General features: G+C 45.6%; 19 protein-coding genes. 1 reads left to right on the top strand and 18 read right to left on the bottom strand.

Going from position 1 to position 19,418, the window contains the following annotated elements:
* Positions 1-62 precede the first annotated feature (62 nt).
* The 12 genes from HF312_02410 to HF312_02355 form a co-directional block, all read right to left on the bottom strand.
* Positions 63-1,436, bottom strand: coding sequence for a sigma-54-dependent Fis family transcriptional regulator (locus HF312_02410; protein ID MCU7519039.1), 1,374 nt, complete (start codon positions 1,434-1,436; stop codon positions 63-65).
* 17 nt (positions 1,437-1,453) lie between these two features.
* Positions 1,454-2,959 carry a PAS domain S-box protein gene (locus tag HF312_02405; protein ID MCU7519038.1) on the bottom strand — a complete coding sequence of 502 codons (1,506 nt, stop codon included), beginning with the start codon at positions 2,957-2,959 and terminating at the stop codon, positions 1,454-1,456.
* A complete protein-coding gene (locus tag HF312_02400) occupies positions 2,959-4,125 on the bottom strand; it encodes an NAD(P)/FAD-dependent oxidoreductase (protein MCU7519037.1) in 1,167 nt (388 codons plus the stop codon). Before HF312_02400 ends, HF312_02405 begins: the two co-directional genes overlap by 1 nt.
* Entirely contained in the window at positions 4,115-4,318 is a 204-nt protein-coding gene (locus HF312_02395) for a 4Fe-4S binding protein (protein MCU7519036.1), read from the bottom strand. The genes HF312_02400 and HF312_02395 overlap by 11 nt, the downstream gene beginning before the upstream one ends.
* 177 nt (positions 4,319-4,495) lie before the next feature.
* Complete coding sequence (locus HF312_02390; protein MCU7519035.1) at positions 4,496-5,104, bottom strand: bifunctional phosphoribosyl-AMP cyclohydrolase/phosphoribosyl-ATP diphosphatase HisIE; 609 nt, start codon at positions 5,102-5,104, stop codon at positions 4,496-4,498.
* Positions 5,105-5,113: 9 nt separating this feature from the next.
* The gene (gene hisF / locus HF312_02385; GenBank protein MCU7519034.1) at positions 5,114-5,869 is read right to left on the bottom strand and encodes an imidazole glycerol phosphate synthase subunit HisF; all 756 of its coding nucleotides are present in this window, start codon (positions 5,867-5,869) and stop codon (positions 5,114-5,116) included.
* Positions 5,862-6,578 carry a 1-(5-phosphoribosyl)-5-[(5-phosphoribosylamino)methylideneamino]imidazole-4-carboxamide isomerase gene (gene hisA, locus HF312_02380; protein MCU7519033.1) on the bottom strand — a complete coding sequence of 239 codons (717 nt, stop codon included), beginning with the start codon at positions 6,576-6,578 and terminating at the stop codon, positions 5,862-5,864. Before hisA ends, hisF begins: the two co-directional genes overlap by 8 nt.
* The gene (hisH, locus tag HF312_02375; protein ID MCU7519032.1) at positions 6,575-7,159 is read right to left on the bottom strand and encodes an imidazole glycerol phosphate synthase subunit HisH; all 585 of its coding nucleotides are present in this window, start codon (positions 7,157-7,159) and stop codon (positions 6,575-6,577) included. Before hisH ends, hisA begins: the two co-directional genes overlap by 4 nt.
* On the bottom strand, positions 7,156-7,737 hold the full coding sequence (hisB, locus tag HF312_02370) for an imidazoleglycerol-phosphate dehydratase HisB (GenBank protein MCU7519031.1): 582 nt from the start codon (positions 7,735-7,737) through the stop codon (positions 7,156-7,158). Before hisB ends, hisH begins: the two co-directional genes overlap by 4 nt.
* 321 nt (positions 7,738-8,058) lie before the next feature.
* Positions 8,059-9,108 carry a histidinol-phosphate transaminase gene (hisC, locus tag HF312_02365; protein MCU7519030.1) on the bottom strand — a complete coding sequence of 350 codons (1,050 nt, stop codon included), beginning with the start codon at positions 9,106-9,108 and terminating at the stop codon, positions 8,059-8,061.
* The gene (hisD, locus tag HF312_02360; protein MCU7519029.1) at positions 9,102-10,391 is read right to left on the bottom strand and encodes a histidinol dehydrogenase; all 1,290 of its coding nucleotides are present in this window, start codon (positions 10,389-10,391) and stop codon (positions 9,102-9,104) included. Before hisD ends, hisC begins: the two co-directional genes overlap by 7 nt.
* Positions 10,392-10,413: 22 nt before the next feature.
* Positions 10,414-11,283, bottom strand: a complete 870-nt coding sequence (locus tag HF312_02355) for an ATP phosphoribosyltransferase (protein MCU7519028.1) — start codon at positions 11,281-11,283, stop codon at positions 10,414-10,416.
* A gap of 369 nt (positions 11,284-11,652) precedes the next feature.
* Here HF312_02355 and HF312_02350 point away from each other — a divergent pair, with 369 nt between their 5' ends.
* Positions 11,653-11,928, top strand: a complete 276-nt coding sequence (locus HF312_02350; GenBank protein ID MCU7519027.1) for a hypothetical protein — start codon at positions 11,653-11,655, stop codon at positions 11,926-11,928.
* A 78-nt stretch (positions 11,929-12,006) separates the two neighbouring features.
* On the opposite strand, the gene HF312_02345 is transcribed toward HF312_02350, so the two are convergent.
* The 6 genes from HF312_02345 to HF312_02320 form a co-directional block, all read right to left on the bottom strand.
* A complete protein-coding gene (locus HF312_02345) occupies positions 12,007-12,474 on the bottom strand; it encodes a methylated-DNA--[protein]-cysteine S-methyltransferase (GenBank protein ID MCU7519026.1) in 468 nt (155 codons plus the stop codon).
* Positions 12,475-12,484: 10 nt separating this feature from the next.
* The gene (gene serA, locus HF312_02340; GenBank protein MCU7519025.1) at positions 12,485-13,678 is read right to left on the bottom strand and encodes a phosphoglycerate dehydrogenase; all 1,194 of its coding nucleotides are present in this window, start codon (positions 13,676-13,678) and stop codon (positions 12,485-12,487) included.
* A 166-nt stretch (positions 13,679-13,844) separates the two neighbouring features.
* Positions 13,845-16,421, bottom strand: coding sequence for a hypothetical protein (locus HF312_02335; GenBank protein MCU7519024.1), 2,577 nt, complete (start codon positions 16,419-16,421; stop codon positions 13,845-13,847).
* Positions 16,422-16,557: 136 nt separating this feature from the next.
* Entirely contained in the window at positions 16,558-17,358 is an 801-nt protein-coding gene (locus HF312_02330; protein MCU7519023.1) for an FRG domain-containing protein, read from the bottom strand.
* A gap of 185 nt (positions 17,359-17,543) precedes the next feature.
* Positions 17,544-17,846, bottom strand: coding sequence for a polyhydroxyalkanoic acid synthase (locus tag HF312_02325; protein ID MCU7519022.1), 303 nt, complete (start codon positions 17,844-17,846; stop codon positions 17,544-17,546).
* Between the two features lie 75 nt (positions 17,847-17,921).
* Positions 17,922-19,418: an aminotransferase class V-fold PLP-dependent enzyme gene (locus tag HF312_02320; protein MCU7519021.1), complete on the bottom strand. Its 1,497-nt coding sequence runs from the start codon at positions 19,416-19,418 to the stop codon at positions 17,922-17,924.

Below are 19,418 nucleotides of genomic sequence, written 5' to 3'. Positions count from 1 at the left end.
TTATTTTCAAATATAAATAACACTAATGTTAAATTCAATTCTTAAAAAGGGTTAAGCCTTAATTATTCTTCCACTTCTTTAGGTGCCTTTGTGGGAATATCCAGCTCTTCCATTTTCCTGTATAAGGAAGAAAGACCGATCATAAGAGCCTTGGCCGCTTCTTCTTTATCGTAATTATATTTTTTAATTGTTTTTATTATGTGCTCGCGCTCAAAAATCTTAAGCGCGTCCTTCAGGGCATCGGGGAAATTATCGCTGAATGTGTTGCCTTTTAAGTAATCCGAGAGATCATTAATTGTAATTACTTCATCTCTGGCGAATATTATTGCCCTTTCAATTACGTTTTCTAACTCTCTAACACCGCCGCGCCAGTCATGGTTCATTAAAAGTCTCATGGTCTCATTATCTACCCCGACTATCTTGCGCCCCATCTCGACCCTGAACTTTTCAATAAAATGGCTCACCAGGACCGGTATGTCTTCTCTTCTTTCATTAAGAGAGGGGAGTTTAATTTCCACAACGTTCAGCCTGTAGTAAAGATCCTCCCTGAATTCCCCGGTTTTGGTTTTCTCAAAAAGGTTCTGGTTTGTTGCTGCAATAATCCTGACGTCAGTTGTAACGGGCCTTGTTGCACCAACCGGAATGAACTGCTTGTCTTCCAGGACTCTCAGGAGTTTCACCTGCATATTAAGAGGAAGGTCGCCAATTTCATCTAAGAAAAGTGTCCCTCCGTCGGCTACCTTAAAAAGACCCATTTTATCTTCGGTTGCCCCGGTAAATGCCCCTTTTTTGTGCCCGAAAAGCTCGCTTTCAATCAGGTTCTCAGAAATTGCGCCGCAGTTTACAGGAAGGAATATCTGGTCTTTTCTGTGGCCGTTAAAGTGGATTGCCTTTGCAACCAGCTCCTTTCCGGTACCGCTTTTACCTACTATCAGAACGTTGCTGTTTGTCTGTGAAACCCTGGAGATTAGGTCAAAAACCCTCTGCATAGGTTCACTTTTACCTATAATGTTCTGGAAGCCCACCTCAGAGGAAAGCCTCTGGCGGAGCGATTTGTTTTCAGTTGAGAGCTTCTTATATGAAATAAGCCTTTTCAGGCGTAAAATCACGTCGTCAAACTCAACCGGTTTAATAAAATAATCATATGCGCCCTCTCTTAAGGCCTCAATTGCGGTTTTAACCGAGGCATAAGCCGTCATTATAATAAAAAAAGTCTCAGGCGAAATCCTGGCAGCTTTCTGCATGAGCTCAATTCCATCCACCTTGGGCATTTTAATGTCGGTTAAAACAACGTCATAATCATCATTGCTGATTTTTTGAAGTGCTTCCTCACCATCGGCAGCGGTTTCCGCTTTGTAGCCCTCATCCCTAAGGAGCATCTCCAGCGACTCGCGGATTACTTTTTCGTCGTCAACAATAAGCACTTTAGCACACATTTAATAACTCCAATTATTTAATTTACACTTTGATGTAAAGGCAGTTTAACCGTAAAGCTGCTGCCCTGTTTTAACTGACTTTGAACCAGTATGTCACCCTTAAATTTCTTCATTATGCCGTAACTGACCGAAAGCCCAAGGCCCGTACCCTTGCCAACCTCCTTGGTTGTAAAGAAGGGATCGAAGATCTTGCCCATGGTATCCTTGTCCATTCCGCAGCCGTTGTCCCTGATTTCAATATATACATTTTCCTTGTCGTGCGAGGAGATAACCTCAATTTTACCTTCCCCGTTAATTGCATCCAAGGCGTTAAAAAGGATGTTAATTAAAACCTGCAGTATCTGGTCGGGAACAATGTTAATTTTAGGCAGATCATTGTCGAGCCTGGTTTCAAAAAGCACTTTTTTAACCCTCTTGTCGTACTTGACGATTCCAAGGGCGGTTTTTATAACGTCCGTAATCTGAATAAGCAGCATTTCATGGCTGGGTGGCCTTGAGAAATCCACGAGCTCGCGGACGATCCTTGAGATCCTGTCTATATTCAGCTTAATGTTTGCAAGCTGCTCACTGAAAAGCGAGTCGGCAGAACGCCTCTGCAGTATCTGCACGATCGAGGAAATTGACGTAAGCGGGTTACCTATCTCATGGGCCACACCGGCTGCAAGCTGCCCTATGACGGCAAGCTTTTCCGACTGGTCTATCTGCTGCTGGAGCTTTTTGACCTCCGTAAAATCCTTTATAATTACGGAGCGGCCTATGTACTCGCCGTCGCTGCTTGGAAGAAGCTTAATATTAAGTTCAACCGAGACTATTTTTCCGAGCTTTGTCATTCTTTCAGTTTCAGCTACTTTTACAAAGCCCTCCCTTATAACCTCGCCTCTTATATATTCCAGCTCCTTAAAGTACTTCTCTTCCTTGGGAAGCAGAAGGGAAGAGGGCTGCCCGATTACCTCAGCTTCATTATAGCCGAAGATTATCTCGGCGCCTTTATTCCAGGCGATAAATTTTTCATTCTGGTCTATCAGCATTATGGCGGAATCTGAAGTGTGAAGTATATTTTTCAGGTACTGCTGGTTAATCTCAAGCTTAAGAGCCAGGCTGTCGCGGTCATGCGAGATTTCCTTCATCTGCGCTTCCTGGTGAAGCATGCTGTAGCGGGCGTAAAGGTTTTCAATTATCTCGTCAACAAATTCCACAATTATAATAGGGTCGTAGCCAGAGTTCTTGTCCTTGTCTATAAAGTGCAGAATGGAAACCCTTCCGTTATTAAACAGCTGGCTTACCTCCAGCAGGTTCAGCTTGGCATTTTCAAATAAATTAAAGATATCAATCAGATAATTATCGGCCAAAGAATAGTCGGATTTTTCCAGAATCTCCCTTATCACCTCAAGCGTGCTTTCGACGAAGAGATTAACCTGGCCCTGCGTCAGCTTCCCCTCAAAGAGCCTCAGCAGAACGCTCGTCCAGTTATTCTTTATAAAATCGAAATTCTTCTTTAATAATTCTAATATGATCTTTTTCATTATCCTAAAAACACCTTTGCTACATCCAAAAGCAGGGAGGGCTGATTAAACAGCGCCGTCCTGAACAGGCTGCCCAGCGTCCTTTTATCCCCCGGCACCTTAAGAAAAGAATGGGCAATGGAATTAAACTTTTCGTCTGAAAAGTTATAAATCCCGTTCTTTATGCGGTTAAATACCTCATGGCGTTTTCCGAGCCTGTCGTTCCAGGCCCTGTCGTAAGTCATTACGTGCTCAGGCTTATTATTAAGCACAGATTCCGCTGCAATTCTGCCTGCAATTGATCCGCCTATCATGCCGCTTATTATGCCTCCCCCCGAAAGAGGGTTTACCTGGCGCGCCGCGTCGCCGGTTAGCATAATGCCGGGGGCAGATATCCTGCCCAGAGTAACAGAGCAAGGTACACCGCCTGCAATTGAAGTCAGCACCGGGGCATCCGGAAAGTTACTTTCCATGAAGCTGTTCAGGTAAGACACCGCAGAGCGTTTTTTGCCTGTAAGGCCGCTTACGCCAAGACCTATATTAGCCGAGCGGTTACCCTTGGGGAAAACCCAGAGGTATCCTTCGGGGGCAACATCCTGCCCGAAATAAAAATAACACGTATTGGGATCGACATCAATGTTGGAAGCCGTAACCTGTGCACAGCACTCCATGTCGCGGAAATCCACATGCGTCTTTAAGCCCGCCCAGCGCCCTACGCGGCTTTCAACCCCGTCGGCTGCAATGACAATTTTAGCCCTGACTTCTTTTTCTTCCCCGCGGTACTGGTATTTTACGCCTGAAACGCGGCCATCTTCCATTAGGAGCCCCGAGACATAGGCCCTAGTCAAAACTTCGGCGCCCGCATTGGAGGCCATTCTGGCCAGTTCATAGTCAAAAACTCTTCTTTCCAGTATGTAACCCGTGTCCGTAAACCCTATTATTACTTCTGAATTATCAGGAGAAATAAGAGAAAACTTGTCTATTGAAGAAGCGATCCATTTGGGGTCGGGTGTTAAAAACTCTTCAACTCCGGCCTTGCTTACGGCCTCGCCGCACCTTACCGGATAGCCAACGTCCCTGTCTTTTTCCAGCATCAGTACCGAGATCCCCTTTTCGGCAGCAAATTTGGCTGCTATCGATCCGGCCGGACCGGCGCCAACAACAATAAGATCATATTCAGCTTTCAACGTTTACCCTCACAGTTTCTTTCTTGTTGAATTTCAGGGTCTCAAAAGGGCAGCTCCAGACGCACTTACAGCAGTTCGTGCACAATTGCTCAATAATTCTGATCTCAGCTTCTTTAAGCTCAATGGCATCTTCAGGGCAGACGCCCACACAACAGCCGCAAAAATCGCATTTATCCGGCAGAATCTCTATCATTAGCATAACAGCAACGCCTTTCTGAAAGTTTAATTTTAATACAGAGCAAACATAAGAAAAAAAACAATGAAAGTAATTGAGGATTTTCAAAAATGAGAATTTTGTAGGAGTATTAGGGGGTATTTTGAGGCGGATTTGAGAAAAACAGCTCTTTTCCGCCCCACATTAAACTCAGTTTTACTTGGAATGGCGCATTTCAAGGTTTTTTACTATGTCCGTAAATTCAATTTCCTGCTCAGCGAGCATTACAAACATATGATAGATGAGGTCCGAGGTCTCATTTATCAGCTCGTTTTTATCCCTGTTTTTGGCTGCAATTACGGTTTCAATGGCCTCTTCACCAACCTTCTGTATTATTCTGTTGGCCCCTCTTTGAAAGAGCTTTGTTGTGTATGAGCCTTCCGGAAGCTTTTCTTTCCTGTCCTTAATAAGTGAGAAAAGCTCGTTTAGGAAGTTAATTGAACCTGGCTTTTCCGGGAAAAAGCACGAGTAGCCCCCAGTGTGGCAGGTGTTGCCTTCAGGATTGGCTTTAATCAGAAGTGAATCGTTATCACAGTCCTGCGCTACACTCACTAATTTAAGATAATTGCCTGAAGTTTCTCCTTTTGTCCAGAGCCTCCCTTTTGAGCGGCTGAAGAAAGTAACAAGCCCCGACTCCATGGTTTTATCCAGGGCTTCCTTATTCATGAAGCCCAGCATAAGGACTTCGCCGTTTGAATTGTCTGTTACAACTGCGGGTATAAGCCCGCCCATTTTATTAAAGTCCAGTTTGCTTATATCAATCATTTTTTAACCTTAAAGCCTTACTTTTATATTATTTTCCTTTAGATACTTTTTTAATTCTTTTATTTCCAGAATGCTGAAGTGGAACAGGCTTGCTGCCAGGCAGGCATCCACCCTGGCCTTAAGGAAAGCCTCCAGGAAATCCTCTTTTTTCCCGGCTCCGCCCGAGGCGATAACAGGAATTGTTACAGACGAGGTAATTTCCCGGAGGAATTCCACGTCGTAGCCATCCTTTGTGCCGTCTTTATCCATCGAGGTAAGGAGTATTTCACCCGCCCCGAGTTCAGCCGCCTTTTTGCACCAGCTGAGGCCTTCGAGCTCAGTTTCCTCGCGTCCTCCTTTTACATAAACCTTATAGAGGCCGCCCGCCCGCTTTACGTCAATTGCAGCTACTATGGCCTGGCTGCCGAAGCGCCTGGAGGCCTGTGTAATAAGCTCAGGATTGCGGACAATTGATGAGTTAAGCGATACCTTGTCGGCACCGGCCTTAAGAAGGCTTTCAATGTCCTTCAGCTCCGAAATGCCGCCGCCCACTGTAAAAGGGATCCGGATAGCCTTTGCCACCTTTTCAACCAGCCCCAGGAGTGTTTTTCTTTTCTCGGCCGAAGCCGTTATATCAAGGAATACAAGTTCATCTGCGCCTTCACTGCTATAGCGTTCTGCAAGACTGACTGCATCCCCGGCATCAATTAAATTTACAAAGTTCGTCCCTTTAACCACTTTCCCGTCTTTAACGTCCAGGCACGGAATAATTCTTTTGCTAACCAACTTCTGAAAGCTCCTTTAAGCTGATCCTGTTTTCATAAATTGCCTTGCCTACTACAACCGCGTAAGCATTAAGTTCCGCCACTTTCCGGACGTCCTCAATATCCTTAATGCCTCCCGAGGCAATCAGCTTAATGCCCGGAAATTCACTAATAATATCCTGGTAGAGTTTTATGTTTGTGCCCGAGAGCATTCCGTCGCGCGAAATATCGGTACAAAGGAAAGTATCCACACCCCGGCCCATGCAGTACGTAATATGGTCTTTTAATGACATCGCGGTCTTCTCCGTCCACCCTCTGACGGCAATCATGCCGTCTTTAACGTCGGCTGCAACCACTACCTTTTCTGCTCCGTACTTTTCAACTATAGCTTCAAATTCCTTTTTATTTTCTACCGATAAAGACCCGATTATTACACGGTCGGCGCCTGAGGAAAAGATTTTGGCCACTGAAGCCTCATCCCTTACGCCCCCGCCAAACTCCAACTTAAGTCCTGTCTTGGCTTTTATCTCCCTTACAGTCTCAAGCACCGAGACGCTGCCCGTCCTGGAGCCCTCCAGATCCACCATGTGGAGCCAGGAGAATCCGCTCTCTTCAAAAATCCTTGCCTGCTCGAGCGGGCTGTTTTCGTAGAAGGTGACCTTACTAAAATCCCCTTCTTTAAGTCTTACAATTTTATTCTGATATAAATCTATTGCTGGTATTACAATCATATTTCAAGAAAGTTATTTAATAGTTTAAGACCCGCTTCGCCCGACTTTTCCGGGTGAAACTGGATCCCGTAATAATTATCTTTTTCCAACGCTGCCGTAAAATCGATGCCGTGATTTGCCACGGCGGTTGTAAATTCACCCGCGGGCAGGTAATAGGAATTTGCGAAGTAGAAAAACTCCCCGTCTTTAATATCCTTAAACAGTTTGCTCTCCTTCTTCTGGAAAACTTCATTCCAGCCCATATGCGGAACGTTAACCTCTGCAGGATCGAACTTCTCAACCCTCCCCGGCACAACGCCCAAGCACGGGATATTTCCTTCTGTTGAATATTCACTCAAGAGCTGCATCCCAAGACATATGCCAAGAAGGGGCTTTTTAACTATTCTTAAGAGATTAATCAAGTTATAGCGGTGAAGCTGCTTAATTGCAAATGATGCCTCTCCGACCCCCGGGAATATAACCTTATCCGCCCTGCAGATATCCGCCTCCTTGTTGGTTAGCACAAACTCGTGCCCCAGCTTCTCCAGGGCGTTGGCTACCGAGGCGGTATTTCCGGCGTCATAGTCAATAAGAGCTATCATAAAACTCCTTTTGTTGATGGTAATTTATCTTCATTTCTTTCATCCATCCTCAGGGCCTCATTTAAGGCTTTTGCAAAAGCCTTAAACATGGCTTCAATCTTATGGTGGTCGTTTTTCCCCTTGGCCCTCAGGAATACGTTTGCCTTGAGGCCGGAGGAGAGTCCGCGGAAAAATTCCTCTGTCAGCTCAACGGGGAAGTCGCCTACTTTCTCTCTTTTGAATTTGCACTTGAAGTTGAGGTACGTCCTGCCCCCTAAGTCAATTGCGCATTTTGCACTGGATTCATCCATGGGGAGGAAAAACCCGTAGCGCTTGATGCCGAGTTTGTCTCCCAGGGCTTCGCTTATCGCCTGGCCCAGCGTTATGCCGGTATCCTCAACCGTATGGTGTTCATCCACAAAAAGATCCCCTTTAACCTGAACCTTGAGGTCTATGTTGGCATGCTTTGAAATCTGCTCTAGCATATGGTCAAAAAACCCGACGCCGGTTGAGATTTCAGAAATGCCCTCACCGTCTAAAGAAACTTCAACATTTATATCGGTCTCTTTTGTCTTCCTCGTCTTTATGGAGTGCCTCAGGCTTTTTATAACCTGTTGGGCTGCTTTGCCGAAAGTGTCCGTCTTCGACCCTTCTTTTACGGCTATTATACCGCCACCGGGCTCTGAACTCCCGGAGGCTGTTATATAAAAATCCCCCGTGCTTCCGTCTGAAGCCTTGCCGAGACTAATTGCCTCCAGCGTAAGCACCTTTTCCAGGGCGCCACTGATTTTTCCGTTCTTTACTTCAAGAAGAAGGCCCTTGCGGCTCAGCTTTTTTAAGCCCGTAACAAGCCCCCCTGAAAGAGGAGAGGTAAGATCAAAAAATTGTTTATCTATTACAACTTTATTCATTGGATTTATTTATAAGAGTTTTTTAATTATGTCCAGAAATTTATTGTTTTCATATTCTGTACCTATTGAAACCCTGAGGCATCCCTCAAGCATCTCGTAGGAGCTCCTGTCGCGTATTATAACCCCTTCGTCTGCCATTTTCTTCTGAATGAGCTTTGCATCCCTGCACTTAAAAAGAAGGTAGTTGGCGTCTGAAGGATAGACTTTTAATATGCCCGGAATTTTCATGAGCTCATTTTTAACGCGCTCCCTTTCTGAGATGAGCTTTTGAACAAACTCGTCTTTTTTCCCGTAGTTTCCAATAGCACCGATCACGGCCTGCCTTGTAAGTGAACTGACGTTATAGGGGGCTTTAACCTTGAACAGGAGCTGAATTACCTCTTCATTTGCCACACAGAAACCGAGCCTTATGCCCGCAAGTCCCCACGCCTTGGAGAAGGTTCTGATTATGACCAGGTTCTCATGGCTATTAACCTCTTTAATAAATGAATTATCCCCTGCAAAATCAACATAGGCTTCGTCAACAGCAATGATGGCATTGAAGCTCTCAGCAAGCTTTATGACGTCACTTTTCTTTAACAGGTTGCCCGTCGGATTATTTGGCGAGCAGAGGAAAATAACTTTAACCGTCTCATCGAAATTCTTTTTTACGGCTTCAAAATCTATCTGAAACTCTTCGGTCAGGTTTACTGACTTTGTCTTTACGTTATTTATGTCGCAGGCCACCTGGTACATGCCGTATGTGGGATCCAGTATCATAACCGAGTCTTCTTTCGGCTCGCAGAAGATCCTGATTATAAGGTCTATAATCTCGTCGGAGCCAACGCCGAAGAAGAGGTTTTTCCCCTCAACGCCCAGGTATTCTCCTGCCGCTTTTTTCAGGTCCTCCTGGTGAGGGTCGGGGTAGCGGTTAAGATAAAGATCCTCGTAGTATTCAGCCGTAGATCCCAGGCTGTTTTCATTTGCATCCAGGAGTATTCCCTTTGAATACATGTCCCTTGCCGAAGTATACGGCTTCAGGTTCAGTATATTTTTTCTGGCTAACTTTTCTATCATAATTGATTTAACCTTATAGTTACAGCGTTCTTGTGTGCTCTTAAAGATTCCGTCTCGGCCAGGGTTTCAACTGCCCCCGAGATGCTCTTTAAGCCCTCACGCGTTAATTTTTGGAATGTCATTGTTTTCATAAAGCTTTCAACCGTAACTCCTCCAAAAGACTTTGCATAGCCGTATGTGGGGAGTGAATGGTTTGTGCCTGAGGCATAGTCGCCCGCGCTTTCAGGGGAGTATCCGCCTAAGAAAACCGAGCCCGCATTATTTACTAGCGCCTTATACTGCTCCGGCTCTTCAAGGTGGAGAATAAGATGCTCAGGGGCGTACATGTTGCTGAAAGTAAAGGCATCCTCCACGTTTTCAGTTACAAGGGCAAAAGATGATTCAAGCGCCTTAATAGCCGTGTCTTTTCTTGGAAGAAGCTGCAGCTGGAGCTCCAGCTGTTCAAGCACGCCTGACAAAACCTTCTGCGAGGTTGTAACAAGCACCACCTGTGAGTCACTTCCGTGCTCAGCCTGCGACAGAAGATCCGCTGCTATAAAAGACGGCTCCGAAGACTCATCCGCAATTACCAGCACCTCGCTTGGACCCGCGGGCATATCAATCGGGCAGCCCTCAAGGTCTATGCTTACCAGGAGCTTGGCCGCCGTAACATACTGGTTGCCGGGACCGAATATTTTATTTACCTTCGGAAACTCCTTGTCGCCGTAAGCCAGAAGCCCTATTGCCTGAGAGCCTCCTATTTTATAGAACTCGGTTATCTCCAGGTACTTTGCCGCATAAAGAAGCGCATCGTTAACCCTGTTATCTTTTGAAGGGGAGACGGCAACAATTCTTCTGCAGCCCGCAATGCGTGCCGGTATTCCAAGCATTAGCATTGTTGAGGGCAGTACGGCGCTTCCGCCCGGGATATAGAGCCCCACATTTTCAATTGCCCTGTATTCTCTTGAGCAGAAAATTCCTTCCATAGTTTCAGTCGCGTACGGCTTAGGCATCTGCTTGATGTGGAATTTCTGGATGTTGTCGGCTGCTTTTTTTATTGCACGCTTTACCTCACTATCCAGATTTTTCTCGGCCTCATCGAACTCAGCCCTGGATACCAGGAGGTTCTCTCCCGAAAAATGGTCAAACTTCGCGGCATATTTAAGTGCAGCCTCAAGACCCATAGTTTTTATCTCACTTAAGATAGGCCTTACGGCTTCAAAAGACTTCGATAAGTCTATTGCCGGGCGTCTTAAAAGGCTTTCTTTTTCCTTTGGGTCTAAATTCCTGAAATTATAGATTTTCATTTTTAGTCCAATCCGTTTAGTTTCAGAATATCATATTTTCAATCGGCAGAAGAAGGATTCCCGTTGCTCCTGCATCCTTAAGGTCGTTAACAATGCTCCAGAAGCGGTCTGCCGGAATTACGGCATGAACGGCAAGTGAAGCCTCGTCTGCAAGGTGAAGCACAGTGGGGCTTTTAAGCGAAGGAATAATTTCTGAAATCCTTTCAAGAGAATCCTTCGGTATATTCATCATAAGATACTTCGATTTCTTTGCCGAGAGCACGCTTCTCATTCTGCCTATCAGGTCCTGAAGAATTGCATACTTCTCCTCATTTTTCTTAAGGGCGTTGTTGGAAATTAAAACTGCTTCCGAGTCAAAAACGTTAAACGACTTCGCGAGCTTATTCATCATGAGCGTGTTGCCCGTTGAGACGATGTCGCATATAAGGTCTGCCACGCCGAGCGAGGGGGCAATTTCAACAGATCCGCTGATTTCAATTATTTTAGCCTGGAGGTTATTTGCGCTGAGGAAGAGTTTTAAGATGTTGGGGTAAGAGGTTGCGATGGTCTTGCCGTTAATGTCTTCGAGCGTTTTGGGAAGCCCGTTTTGCGGTGCGGCAATCATGAGCTTGCATTTTCCGAAGCCCAGCTTTTCGCTTACCGTAATATTTGCCTGTTTTTCATAAACCACATCCTCGCCTACAATGCCAATATCCGCAACGCCGTCCTGAACATACTCAGGTATGTCATCATCCCTTAAGAATAAAAGATCCAGCTTGTGGTTCTTGGCAGAGACGATAAGCCTGTCAGAATAGTTTTCTATATCCAGCCCGCAAAGTTTCATCAGTTCGAGCGATTTTTCAGAAAGTCTTCCTTTCTTTTGAATAGCCAGCTTTAAGTTCCCGTTTTCCATTATTATTTTTAATCCTTATTCTTTAAAAACAAAAAACCCCGGCAAGTGTGTCGGGGTTATTAAAATTCAAACTTTTTTATAGAGTTTAATACAATCCGACACCGGCAATGCAGTTAAGATGATGAGCATGATGATGTAAAGCCGCTTTAAGGCAGCCGGTTGAATGGGTCATATTAAAATTAATGTTTTTCATAACTGATAAATCAAATCTATGAAAATTAATCCTGTATTTCAAAGCATTTTTGGCTTCATATGTAAATAAATTGCATGGAAGGAAGTTTTTTCCGCAATTTTTTGCATGAATTTAAAGTTTTATTATTACTTAATATTATTATAGATTATTATGAAAGAGCCATAAGGAAGAAAGATATGATCTACTTAATACTGATCTTTGCAGTCCTCATACCAAGAGTTTCCATAGCCCTCTTGTGGTTTTTAACAAACTGGTTTAACGGCATGTTTCATACCTTACTCTGGCCCATTCTGGGTTTTATTTTCCTTCCTGTAACACTTCTGTGGTACAGCGTGGTCTTTCACTTCTTCGATAATTCCTGGGGCACGGTTCCCATAATCGGTCTTGTAATAGCACTCCTTATCGATATGTCGCCCGGCGGAAGAAGATACTACAGAAGAAGGGATTATTAGTAATACTTAAGAGATTCATCAGGTAAATTGAAGAGGTAACAGCTGCGATTATAGGCGGCACTGCAAAAAAAACAGCAGTCAGAATAATTCCATAAAACTCCCTTCGTGCCTGAGGAGCCACTCTTTTATTTGAAGCCCGCCCGCATAGCCGACCAGCTTGCCGCTGCTGCCGATTACACGGTGGCAGGGGATAACAACCGGAATGGGATTTCTCCCGTTTGCCGTACCGGCTGCCCGTATAACTTTTTCATCACCCAGGCGCCGGGCAAGTTCAAGATACGTTATTGTGCTGCCGAAAGGAATTTTAAGGAGCTCATTCCAGACCCTCTTCTGAAAAGGCGTGCCTTCAGGCTCAAGTTTTAGATCAAAAGTTTTCCTTTCAGACTTAAAATATTCATCAAGCTGCCGTAGGGTTTCCTTTAAGACCGGATGGTCACTGCCTGAAGTATACCCGCCTCCCTCTATGAACTCAATTGCATTAAGAGCCTCATCACCGGCCTTAAGCTTAAGCCATCCGAAAGGGGATTTGTAATATGCTTCAGGCATATATTAACCTTTAGAGTATTCTTACTTTAATTGTGCGTACAACCTGCTTCAGGTCATCAAAGAGCGAATCTTTGTACTTTGTATCCACGTCTGCAATAACGTAACCTATCTTCTCGTTGGTCCTTAAGTACTGCGAGACCACGTTAACGTCGTTGCGCGCAAAAATGGCGTTAATCTGCGACAGTACGCCCGGAACGTTCTCATGAACGTGCAGCAGCCTCTGTACATCGCTGATAGAGGGCAGCTGAATTTTCGGGAAGTTGACGCTCGTAAAGGTGCTCCCGGTGTAAACATATTCAAGAAGTTTGCTGGAGACAAATTCCCCTATGTTATACTGTGCCTCCTCGGTGCTTCCGCCAATATGAGGAGTCAGAAGAACATTAGGCAGGTGCTGCAATGGGGAAACAAACCTTTCGTTGGCGTCTTTCGGCTCTTCCGGGAAGACGTCCAGTGAGGCTCCGGCAACTTTACCGCTTAAAATATTTTCCTTCAGGGCTTCCACATCCACAACAAAGCCGCGGCTTAAGTTAAGCAGTATGACCCCGTCTTTCATGATTTCAAATTCTTTTTCGCCTATAAGGTTCCTGTTTGCCGGGTTGCCGTCCACGTGCACTGTAACCACGTCCACAATTCTCAGCATATCCTCAAGAAAAGACATCCTAGTTGCGTTTCCGATTGTCAGCTTATCAACCACGTCATAGTAGTAAACATCCATTCCCATCGCCTCGGCAAGCATTGAAACCTGGCTTCCTATGTTCCCGTAGCCTATAATTCCGAGCTTTTTGCCTCTTACCTCGCGGGCGTTTTCAGCCGACTTATCCCATATCCCCTCGTGGGCCTTTACGATCTTGTCGTGCAGGCGGCGTATCAGTATTATGATTTCAGCAATGACTATTTCAGCCACGCTGCGCGTGTTGCTGTAAGGAGCGTTAAAAACCGCAACGCCTTTTTTGGAGGCCGAGTCAAGGTCAATCTGGTTGGTGCCGATGCAATAGGCCCCGGCGGCCAGAAGATCGGGTGCATTTTCAAATACTTTTTTGGTTAAATAGGTTCTCGAGCGGATTCCGAGCAGTGAAACCCCCTGAAGCGCCTCAATCAGCTCGTCTTCAGAAAGGCTCCCTTTGTGGGTTTCAACTTCCACACCTCTTTTCTTCAGAACCTCATTTGCACAGGGATGTATATTTTCAAGTAATAAAGCTTTCATTAAAAGATCTCGTATATTTTATTTTCGTCAAGTCAAATGTACGATTTCTTTCAATAAATTTGTAATTATTGTCTCCGGATTGCGTCATTTAATTAACCGAATGCTTTTACGCAGGGGGCGAGCCGCCCCGCTCGCCCCTGCGTAAATAACAATTTATCCCGCCGCCCTAGAATTTCCTCTTAAATATGTCCTTCAGCTTCTCCTGGGCTTTTTTCTGCAGCTGCTGCTTTACGGTGTCAACCCTTTGCTGGGCCTGCTTCTGTATCTCGGCTTTCTTCTGCTCAATCTGCTGCTGCGCCTGCTGCTTTACCTGCTCCCGGACCTGCTGCTGAACGGTCTTTACACTGCCGCCTACAATATCGGCTGCGCTTGTGGTAACAGAAGGATTATTAATGTTGCCCCTTAAGAATGCCTTCACGTCAATTTTATCTGCTGAGACCAGGTTGATGTCTTTTTTAAGAAGCCTGTTTATTGCCTGATTGGCCTGCTGCTTTAACTGTCCTGCCGGGATCTGCACATTCATCGTATAATCAATGCTCTTATCCATTCCGTTGGAGCCGGAAAGCGTGACGTCGTAATTAAACACCTTGTATGAAAAAGGCTGAATGATGAATCTGCCGTTGCGGATCTGGAACGACGGATTGACGTTTGTAATGACGGGATTTTTCAGCGCGTCAAGCTTCAGCGCGCCTCCAACGGCTTCAAAGGGTTTGAACCCCTTTACCTCCGCCCTCTGAAGGTTAAGTATGCCGCTGCCGTTAAAAGTGTTCCAGACGGGCATCATACTAGGGTCAAGAGCCGAAGTGATATTCATCTTTGCGCCAAAGTTTCCGTGTATGTACTGCGCCATAGGCACAATCTGCCTTACACTTACAAAGCTCTCATATGTTTTGCCGATGTCGAAGTTGCTAACCGTAAAGTTAAATGCCATATTCGGATTCGCTCCGGCGGGAGTCGCATAGTAACCGGTAGCAACAAGGTTTCCCCCAAGAAGATTCATGCTCAGGCTCTGCATGGAAATCTTCCTGTCGCTAATGGCAATAACGCCTCTTACATTATCAAGCGTCAGGTTGTCATAGATCATCCTGCCTATGCTTGAGTTCATGGTAAAGTTAATTCTCTCGGGAAGCTCCACGGCCTGCATCTTAGTGCCTGAGGGGGTCGTCTTTACCTGCTCTTTTTTATTGAGCCTCATGAGCTGGTTTACGTCCAGATAGTTGGAGTTAAGCGAAAGATTGCCGCTTATTACCCCCTTGTTCAATAAATAGCCAAGCGTATTATAAAGCCCGCCATTGGCATTTATGTTGTTCTGACCGATATTCATGCTGAAATTGCTCAGATTAAACGCCTGATTGCTTAGAGAAAGAAAAGCCTGGTTGATCTTTATCTCCTGCGTCAGCTCGTCGCTTCCGTAGACAATGTTATTTGCCTGGACTGTTCCCGAGGCCGTAAGGTTACCGATATTTTTACTTTTAAGCCCCCCAATATTTCCTTTTGCCTGAAAGTCGGCCTGAATGAGCCCGTCGAGCCTCTGAACGCCTTTCATCGGCATGGCATTTTTCAGCTGCCCAAGGTTCAGGCGCCCTTTTACTTTTGTATCTATATAAGGGTTGGACCTTGGCGTTGTAACAACCAGTGTGGCGTCAAAAGGATCACTGCCAAGTTCAAAATGCATCTGCTTCAGGTTTACAACCGTGTTATCAGGAGTGCCGCCGGGATTATTTACGTTCAGGTCGAGGTTGACGTTCCTGACTGCATTCGGAAGCTTCGGATACTGGAAACTCCCGTTCTGCACCATAAGCTTAATGTTAAAAGAAGGTATGCGGGTTTTGTTATAAATGCCCTTTACTGAGCCGTTAAGAAGCATTTTGCCTGAGGACTTCATATCCTGGAAGTTTTCAGAATAAGCTGCCGGTATAAGTGAAACTATATCCTTAAAGTCCGTACGGTTTGAGGCAAATGTCAGGTCCATTGAAATATTGCTCGTGTCGGGCCTGGCAACAAAGCCGTCGAACTTAACCGTAAGGTTATTAATCCTGAGCTCATTTTTATTCAGTGTAAACTTCTTCTCGCTCATGTTGGCAAAAAGGGCCATATCAAGGTATGCATTTACCTTGTTGAGATAAGTAAGGCCGTTATACTCAAATGTAAGCTCGTCGATTTTAGTTACCGTTTTTAAGTCAAACTTGTCCTTCGAAAGGTCGCCGCTTCCCTCATGGTCGAGGTTTTTAATTATTGCCGTCATCCCCGAAGTCTGGTCAATATAGGCAATGTTTGCGCCGTCAACCGAATAGTATTTCAGGGCTACATTTACCTCTTTCTGCGACGGCTTTGGTTTTACGGTATCGGGCTTCATTATGTTGTAGTTTGCCGTACTGTCTTCCAGCACAATGAGCTTGATATTCGGCTTGTGGAGATTTACCTCTTCAATTCTGATTGCGCCGCCCTTTACAAGGCTCCACAGGTCTATTGTGGCGTTAAAAGATGCGGCGCTAAGAAGCGTATCCCCCTTGAAAGGAGGCTTGTTTACAATTGTCAGATTGTTTATGCTTAGCGTCAGGTCGGGAAAGCTCTTGAACATATTAAGTCCGGCACTCTCGAAGTTCAGAACAGCGTTAAGCTGTTTATTAGCCTGTTTTTTTACTACTTCAGCAATCTGATCCTTAAAAAGCATCGGAACGAACATCATAAGGAGAATAACTACGAGCAGGATAATGCTTACAACTGCAAATTTCTTTTTCATGGAATTGCCCCGGTGTTTGTGATTACTCGGATAATATAATAAAAGAAAATATATTATTTATAAAGCCAAAATCAGGTTCGTATGTCTATTGCCTCGAATGAACGATATATTGCGTGATCCTTATCTTACGTGATCCTTATCTTGGAGGTCTGTAATATCTTCTCAGCCAGGCGCTCAGCCCGTCAAGGCCCGGGAAGAGGACCCTTTCTGTTATATTTACCTCATCCAGCTTATCCCTGATCTCCCACTTGAGCTTTGCAGGAATTATGATGCGGAAGAATAGCTCCGGATGGTTCTCCAGCCACTCATTAAGTACGCTCCTGGCGCTCGACATAAAGGAAAACAGGGCGTACTGGTTTATTATGCGTTCGTCAAAGGATGGGGGCTCCAGAAAAACCACAAATTCATCAGCCGAGCTTTTTAGCCTTTCCAGTTCAGACAGCCCCTTGCAGACGCTTTCAAGCATCTCGCCCGTAAAGACAAGTGAACTCTCCTGCCTCAGTATACTCCTTAATGGACCCGGAAGGAGCTCATTGGACCTCATGTAATCCATGCACCATATGGCGCCGTCTTCTTCATACTTTCTAAGGTCATCTGTAACAAAATGCAGTGCTATATATGGCGAGTAGGTCCAGTCCAAAAGCCTTGTCGGAAGCCCGTGGTGCTGGGCCACGGCAAGCCAGTCCCAGATCAGATCGCTTTCCAGAGTGCCTTTAGGGGCATATTTCCTGAAATTTCTAAGCAGGTGGCGTTCCATATCCTCGTACTTGCCCCCAAGCCTCATTAGGCTGGTCTTAAGGTCATAGTCCCTGTCTGAAAGCCCCCTGAATGCATAAGGGGAGCGGTAGCGCATTATGTTTTCATCCCAGGAGTTCTCGAATAAAAGCTTCTGCAGCTCAAGCCAGTTATTTACAGTAATGTCGTTTTTTGTCTTCATTTTATTTCGGGTCAGGGCGCGCAAATATGATAAAAACAGCGGACCAACTAAATATAACATATTTCAGGATAGTTTTCCTGCAGATTTATCGTCCTCATAATAATAAGAAAAAAGCCGCCCATAAGGCGGCTTATTTTCATTTATCAGATTCCTTCAGCCTGAGACTACTTCAGCTTAAGATTACTTCAGCTTAAGAGATTCTCAAGCTTGTTCCTTATTGTACTTTCAATTGTGCCCTTGAACGGCAGGGCCGCCAGGGGAAGATTTCCTTCCACTTCAACTTTTGAAGGGTGCACCGACAGCTCACCGTCAACAGCCATTCCCATGGCACGGAATGAGAAAACCCCTCGGTTCCCGTTCCAGCTCTCTCTTACGTCAGTCACCTGGCTGCCGAACTGGTTCTTAAGCTCCTGAATAAGGCTGCTTACCCTTCTTACGGCTTCACCTTCACCCAGATTGTGCGGAACACTTACTTTCATCTTGGACATCTTAATCTCCATTTAATTCACTTTTTAATAATTTTATGAAAATTTATGCCTGATGAAAGGCTATATTTATTTCCCTTAAGCCTCTTCGCCGAGTGAGAAATAGGGCTCAAAAATGTCCTCATAGTTTTCGGGAATGTATTCGCCGCTTTTCTTCACCAGGCGGTACTTGCCCTGGTATTCACCGCGCGAAATCTTTTCAACCATTTCTATCAGTTTATCCACGTCTTCCATTGTATTGTAGCACCCGAAGCTGATCCTCACCATGCCGGGCATGTTCGACTTGTCGCCCGCAAGGAGCTGTGTTCTCCAGTCCTCGGCTTCCTTGTCGCTTAAATTCAGAAGATGCACCACATACGGATGCGCACAGAAGCACCCGCTTCTTACGCCAATGCCCCCTTCGTAGCCTAAAATTGCGGACAAAAGGAAGTGCGGAACGCCTTCAAGGTTAAATGGAATAACGCCGACTTTTTCTTCTGCCCTGGCCGGATCGGTCTCGCCGTAAACAGTTACGCCGGGAATTGACCTCAGGCGCTCCAGGCAGTAAGCTGTAAGCACCCTTTCGTGCTCTGCAACATTATCCATTCCGATCTTAAGCAAAGCCTTTGCCGCGGCAGCCATGGCAACTGCACCCGGAACGTTAGGGCTTCCTGCTTCATCACGGTCCGGGGTGCCGCCCCAGTATACCTCATCCTGCGTAACAACGTTAACCGTGCCGCCGCCCGAGTATTCAGGCTTTCCTTTTAAGAATACTTCCTTGGGACCTACTAAAGCACCCGTTCCAAAGGGAGCGTACATTTTATGTCCTGCAAGCACAATAAAATCCAGGTGTTCGGCATCATCGTCGGCTTTCATATCTATCTTGCGGTGCGGGGCTAGCTGAGCGGCATCTATCAGGATCCTGGAGCCTGCGGCATGGGCCTTGCGGGCCAGGCGGTGAATCGGCTGGATGAATCCCGTTACGTTCGATGCCCCGGTTACGGTTACAAGCCCTATGCGCCCTTTATACTCTTCCAGAAGGCGGTCAAAATCCTCTTCATCAAATCTTCCTTCCGGTGTAGCCTTTACGTGAACCACATTTGCACGGTCGCGCCACGGAAGGTCATTCGAATGGTGCTCAAGGCGCGTTGTTATAACCACCTTGTCTTTCGGGATTTCAAGGCGGTATGAAAGTTTGTTTAATACCTCGGTAGTGTTCTTGCCGAAAATAACTGTGTTTGTACTGAGATCTGCGCCCACAAAGTGCCCGATGATTTCATGAGCTTTATCGTAGGCTGCCGTGCTGAGGCGGCTTTTGAATCCCGTACCCCTGTGAACGCTGGAATAGTAAGGCATGAACTCCTCAAGGGCCTTCATTACCTCAACTAACGGGGGAGTGCTTGCTCCATTATCCAGATTTACATAAGGTATGCAGCGGCCGTCTAAAAGAGGGACCCTGCGGTCAATTCCGAAAATACGGTCATGCAGGTTAAAAGATTCTTCAAGTTTAATGAGCTCGTCAATTGAATCTGATCCTTTGACGGATACCGATTCCTGGCCGGGCACCGTTGAGCCGGGTTTCTGAGTGCTGTCCAT

Source organism: Ignavibacteria bacterium (genome assembly GCA_025612375.1).
In the GTDB taxonomy this organism is placed as follows: domain Bacteria; phylum Bacteroidota; class Ignavibacteria; order Ignavibacteriales; family SURF-24; genus JAAXKN01.
The sequence above is the reverse complement of the archived record's forward strand: the minus strand, read 5'-3'. Positions and strand labels throughout refer to the sequence as shown.

Excerpts from the sequence above, each read along its gene's own strand:
- HF312_02410 (MCU7519039.1), bottom strand. The coding sequence starts at position 1,436 with ATGTGTGCTAAAGTGCTTATTGTTGACGACGAAAAAGTAATCCGCGAG.
- HF312_02405 (MCU7519038.1), bottom strand. The coding sequence starts at position 2,959 with ATGAAAAAGATCATATTAGAATTATTAAAGAAGAATTTCGATTTTATA.
- HF312_02395 (MCU7519036.1), bottom strand. The coding sequence starts at position 4,318 with ATGATAGAGATTCTGCCGGATAAATGCGATTTTTGCGGCTGTTGTGTG.
- HF312_02390 (MCU7519035.1), bottom strand. The coding sequence starts at position 5,104 with ATGATTGATATAAGCAAACTGGACTTTAATAAAATGGGCGGGCTTATA.
- hisA (MCU7519033.1), bottom strand. The coding sequence starts at position 6,578 with ATGATTGTAATACCAGCAATAGATTTATATCAGAATAAAATTGTAAGA.
- hisH (MCU7519032.1), bottom strand. The coding sequence starts at position 7,159 with ATGATAGCTCTTATTGACTATGACGCCGGAAATACCGCCTCGGTAGCC.
- hisD (MCU7519029.1), bottom strand. The coding sequence starts at position 10,391 with ATGAAAATCTATAATTTCAGGAATTTAGACCCAAAGGAAAAAGAAAGC.
- HF312_02355 (MCU7519028.1), bottom strand. The coding sequence starts at position 11,283 with ATGGAAAACGGGAACTTAAAGCTGGCTATTCAAAAGAAAGGAAGACTT.
- HF312_02350 (MCU7519027.1), top strand. The coding sequence starts at position 11,653 with ATGATCTACTTAATACTGATCTTTGCAGTCCTCATACCAAGAGTTTCC.
- HF312_02345 (MCU7519026.1), bottom strand. The coding sequence starts at position 12,474 with ATGCCTGAAGCATATTACAAATCCCCTTTCGGATGGCTTAAGCTTAAG.
- serA (MCU7519025.1), bottom strand. The coding sequence starts at position 13,678 with ATGAAAGCTTTATTACTTGAAAATATACATCCCTGTGCAAATGAGGTT.
- HF312_02335 (MCU7519024.1), bottom strand. The coding sequence starts at position 16,421 with ATGAAAAAGAAATTTGCAGTTGTAAGCATTATCCTGCTCGTAGTTATT.
- HF312_02330 (MCU7519023.1), bottom strand. The coding sequence starts at position 17,358 with ATGAAGACAAAAAACGACATTACTGTAAATAACTGGCTTGAGCTGCAG.
- HF312_02325 (MCU7519022.1), bottom strand. The coding sequence starts at position 17,846 with ATGTCCAAGATGAAAGTAAGTGTTCCGCACAATCTGGGTGAAGGTGAA.
- HF312_02320 (MCU7519021.1), bottom strand. The coding sequence starts at position 19,418 with ATGGACAGCACTCAGAAACCCGGCTCAACGGTGCCCGGCCAGGAATCG.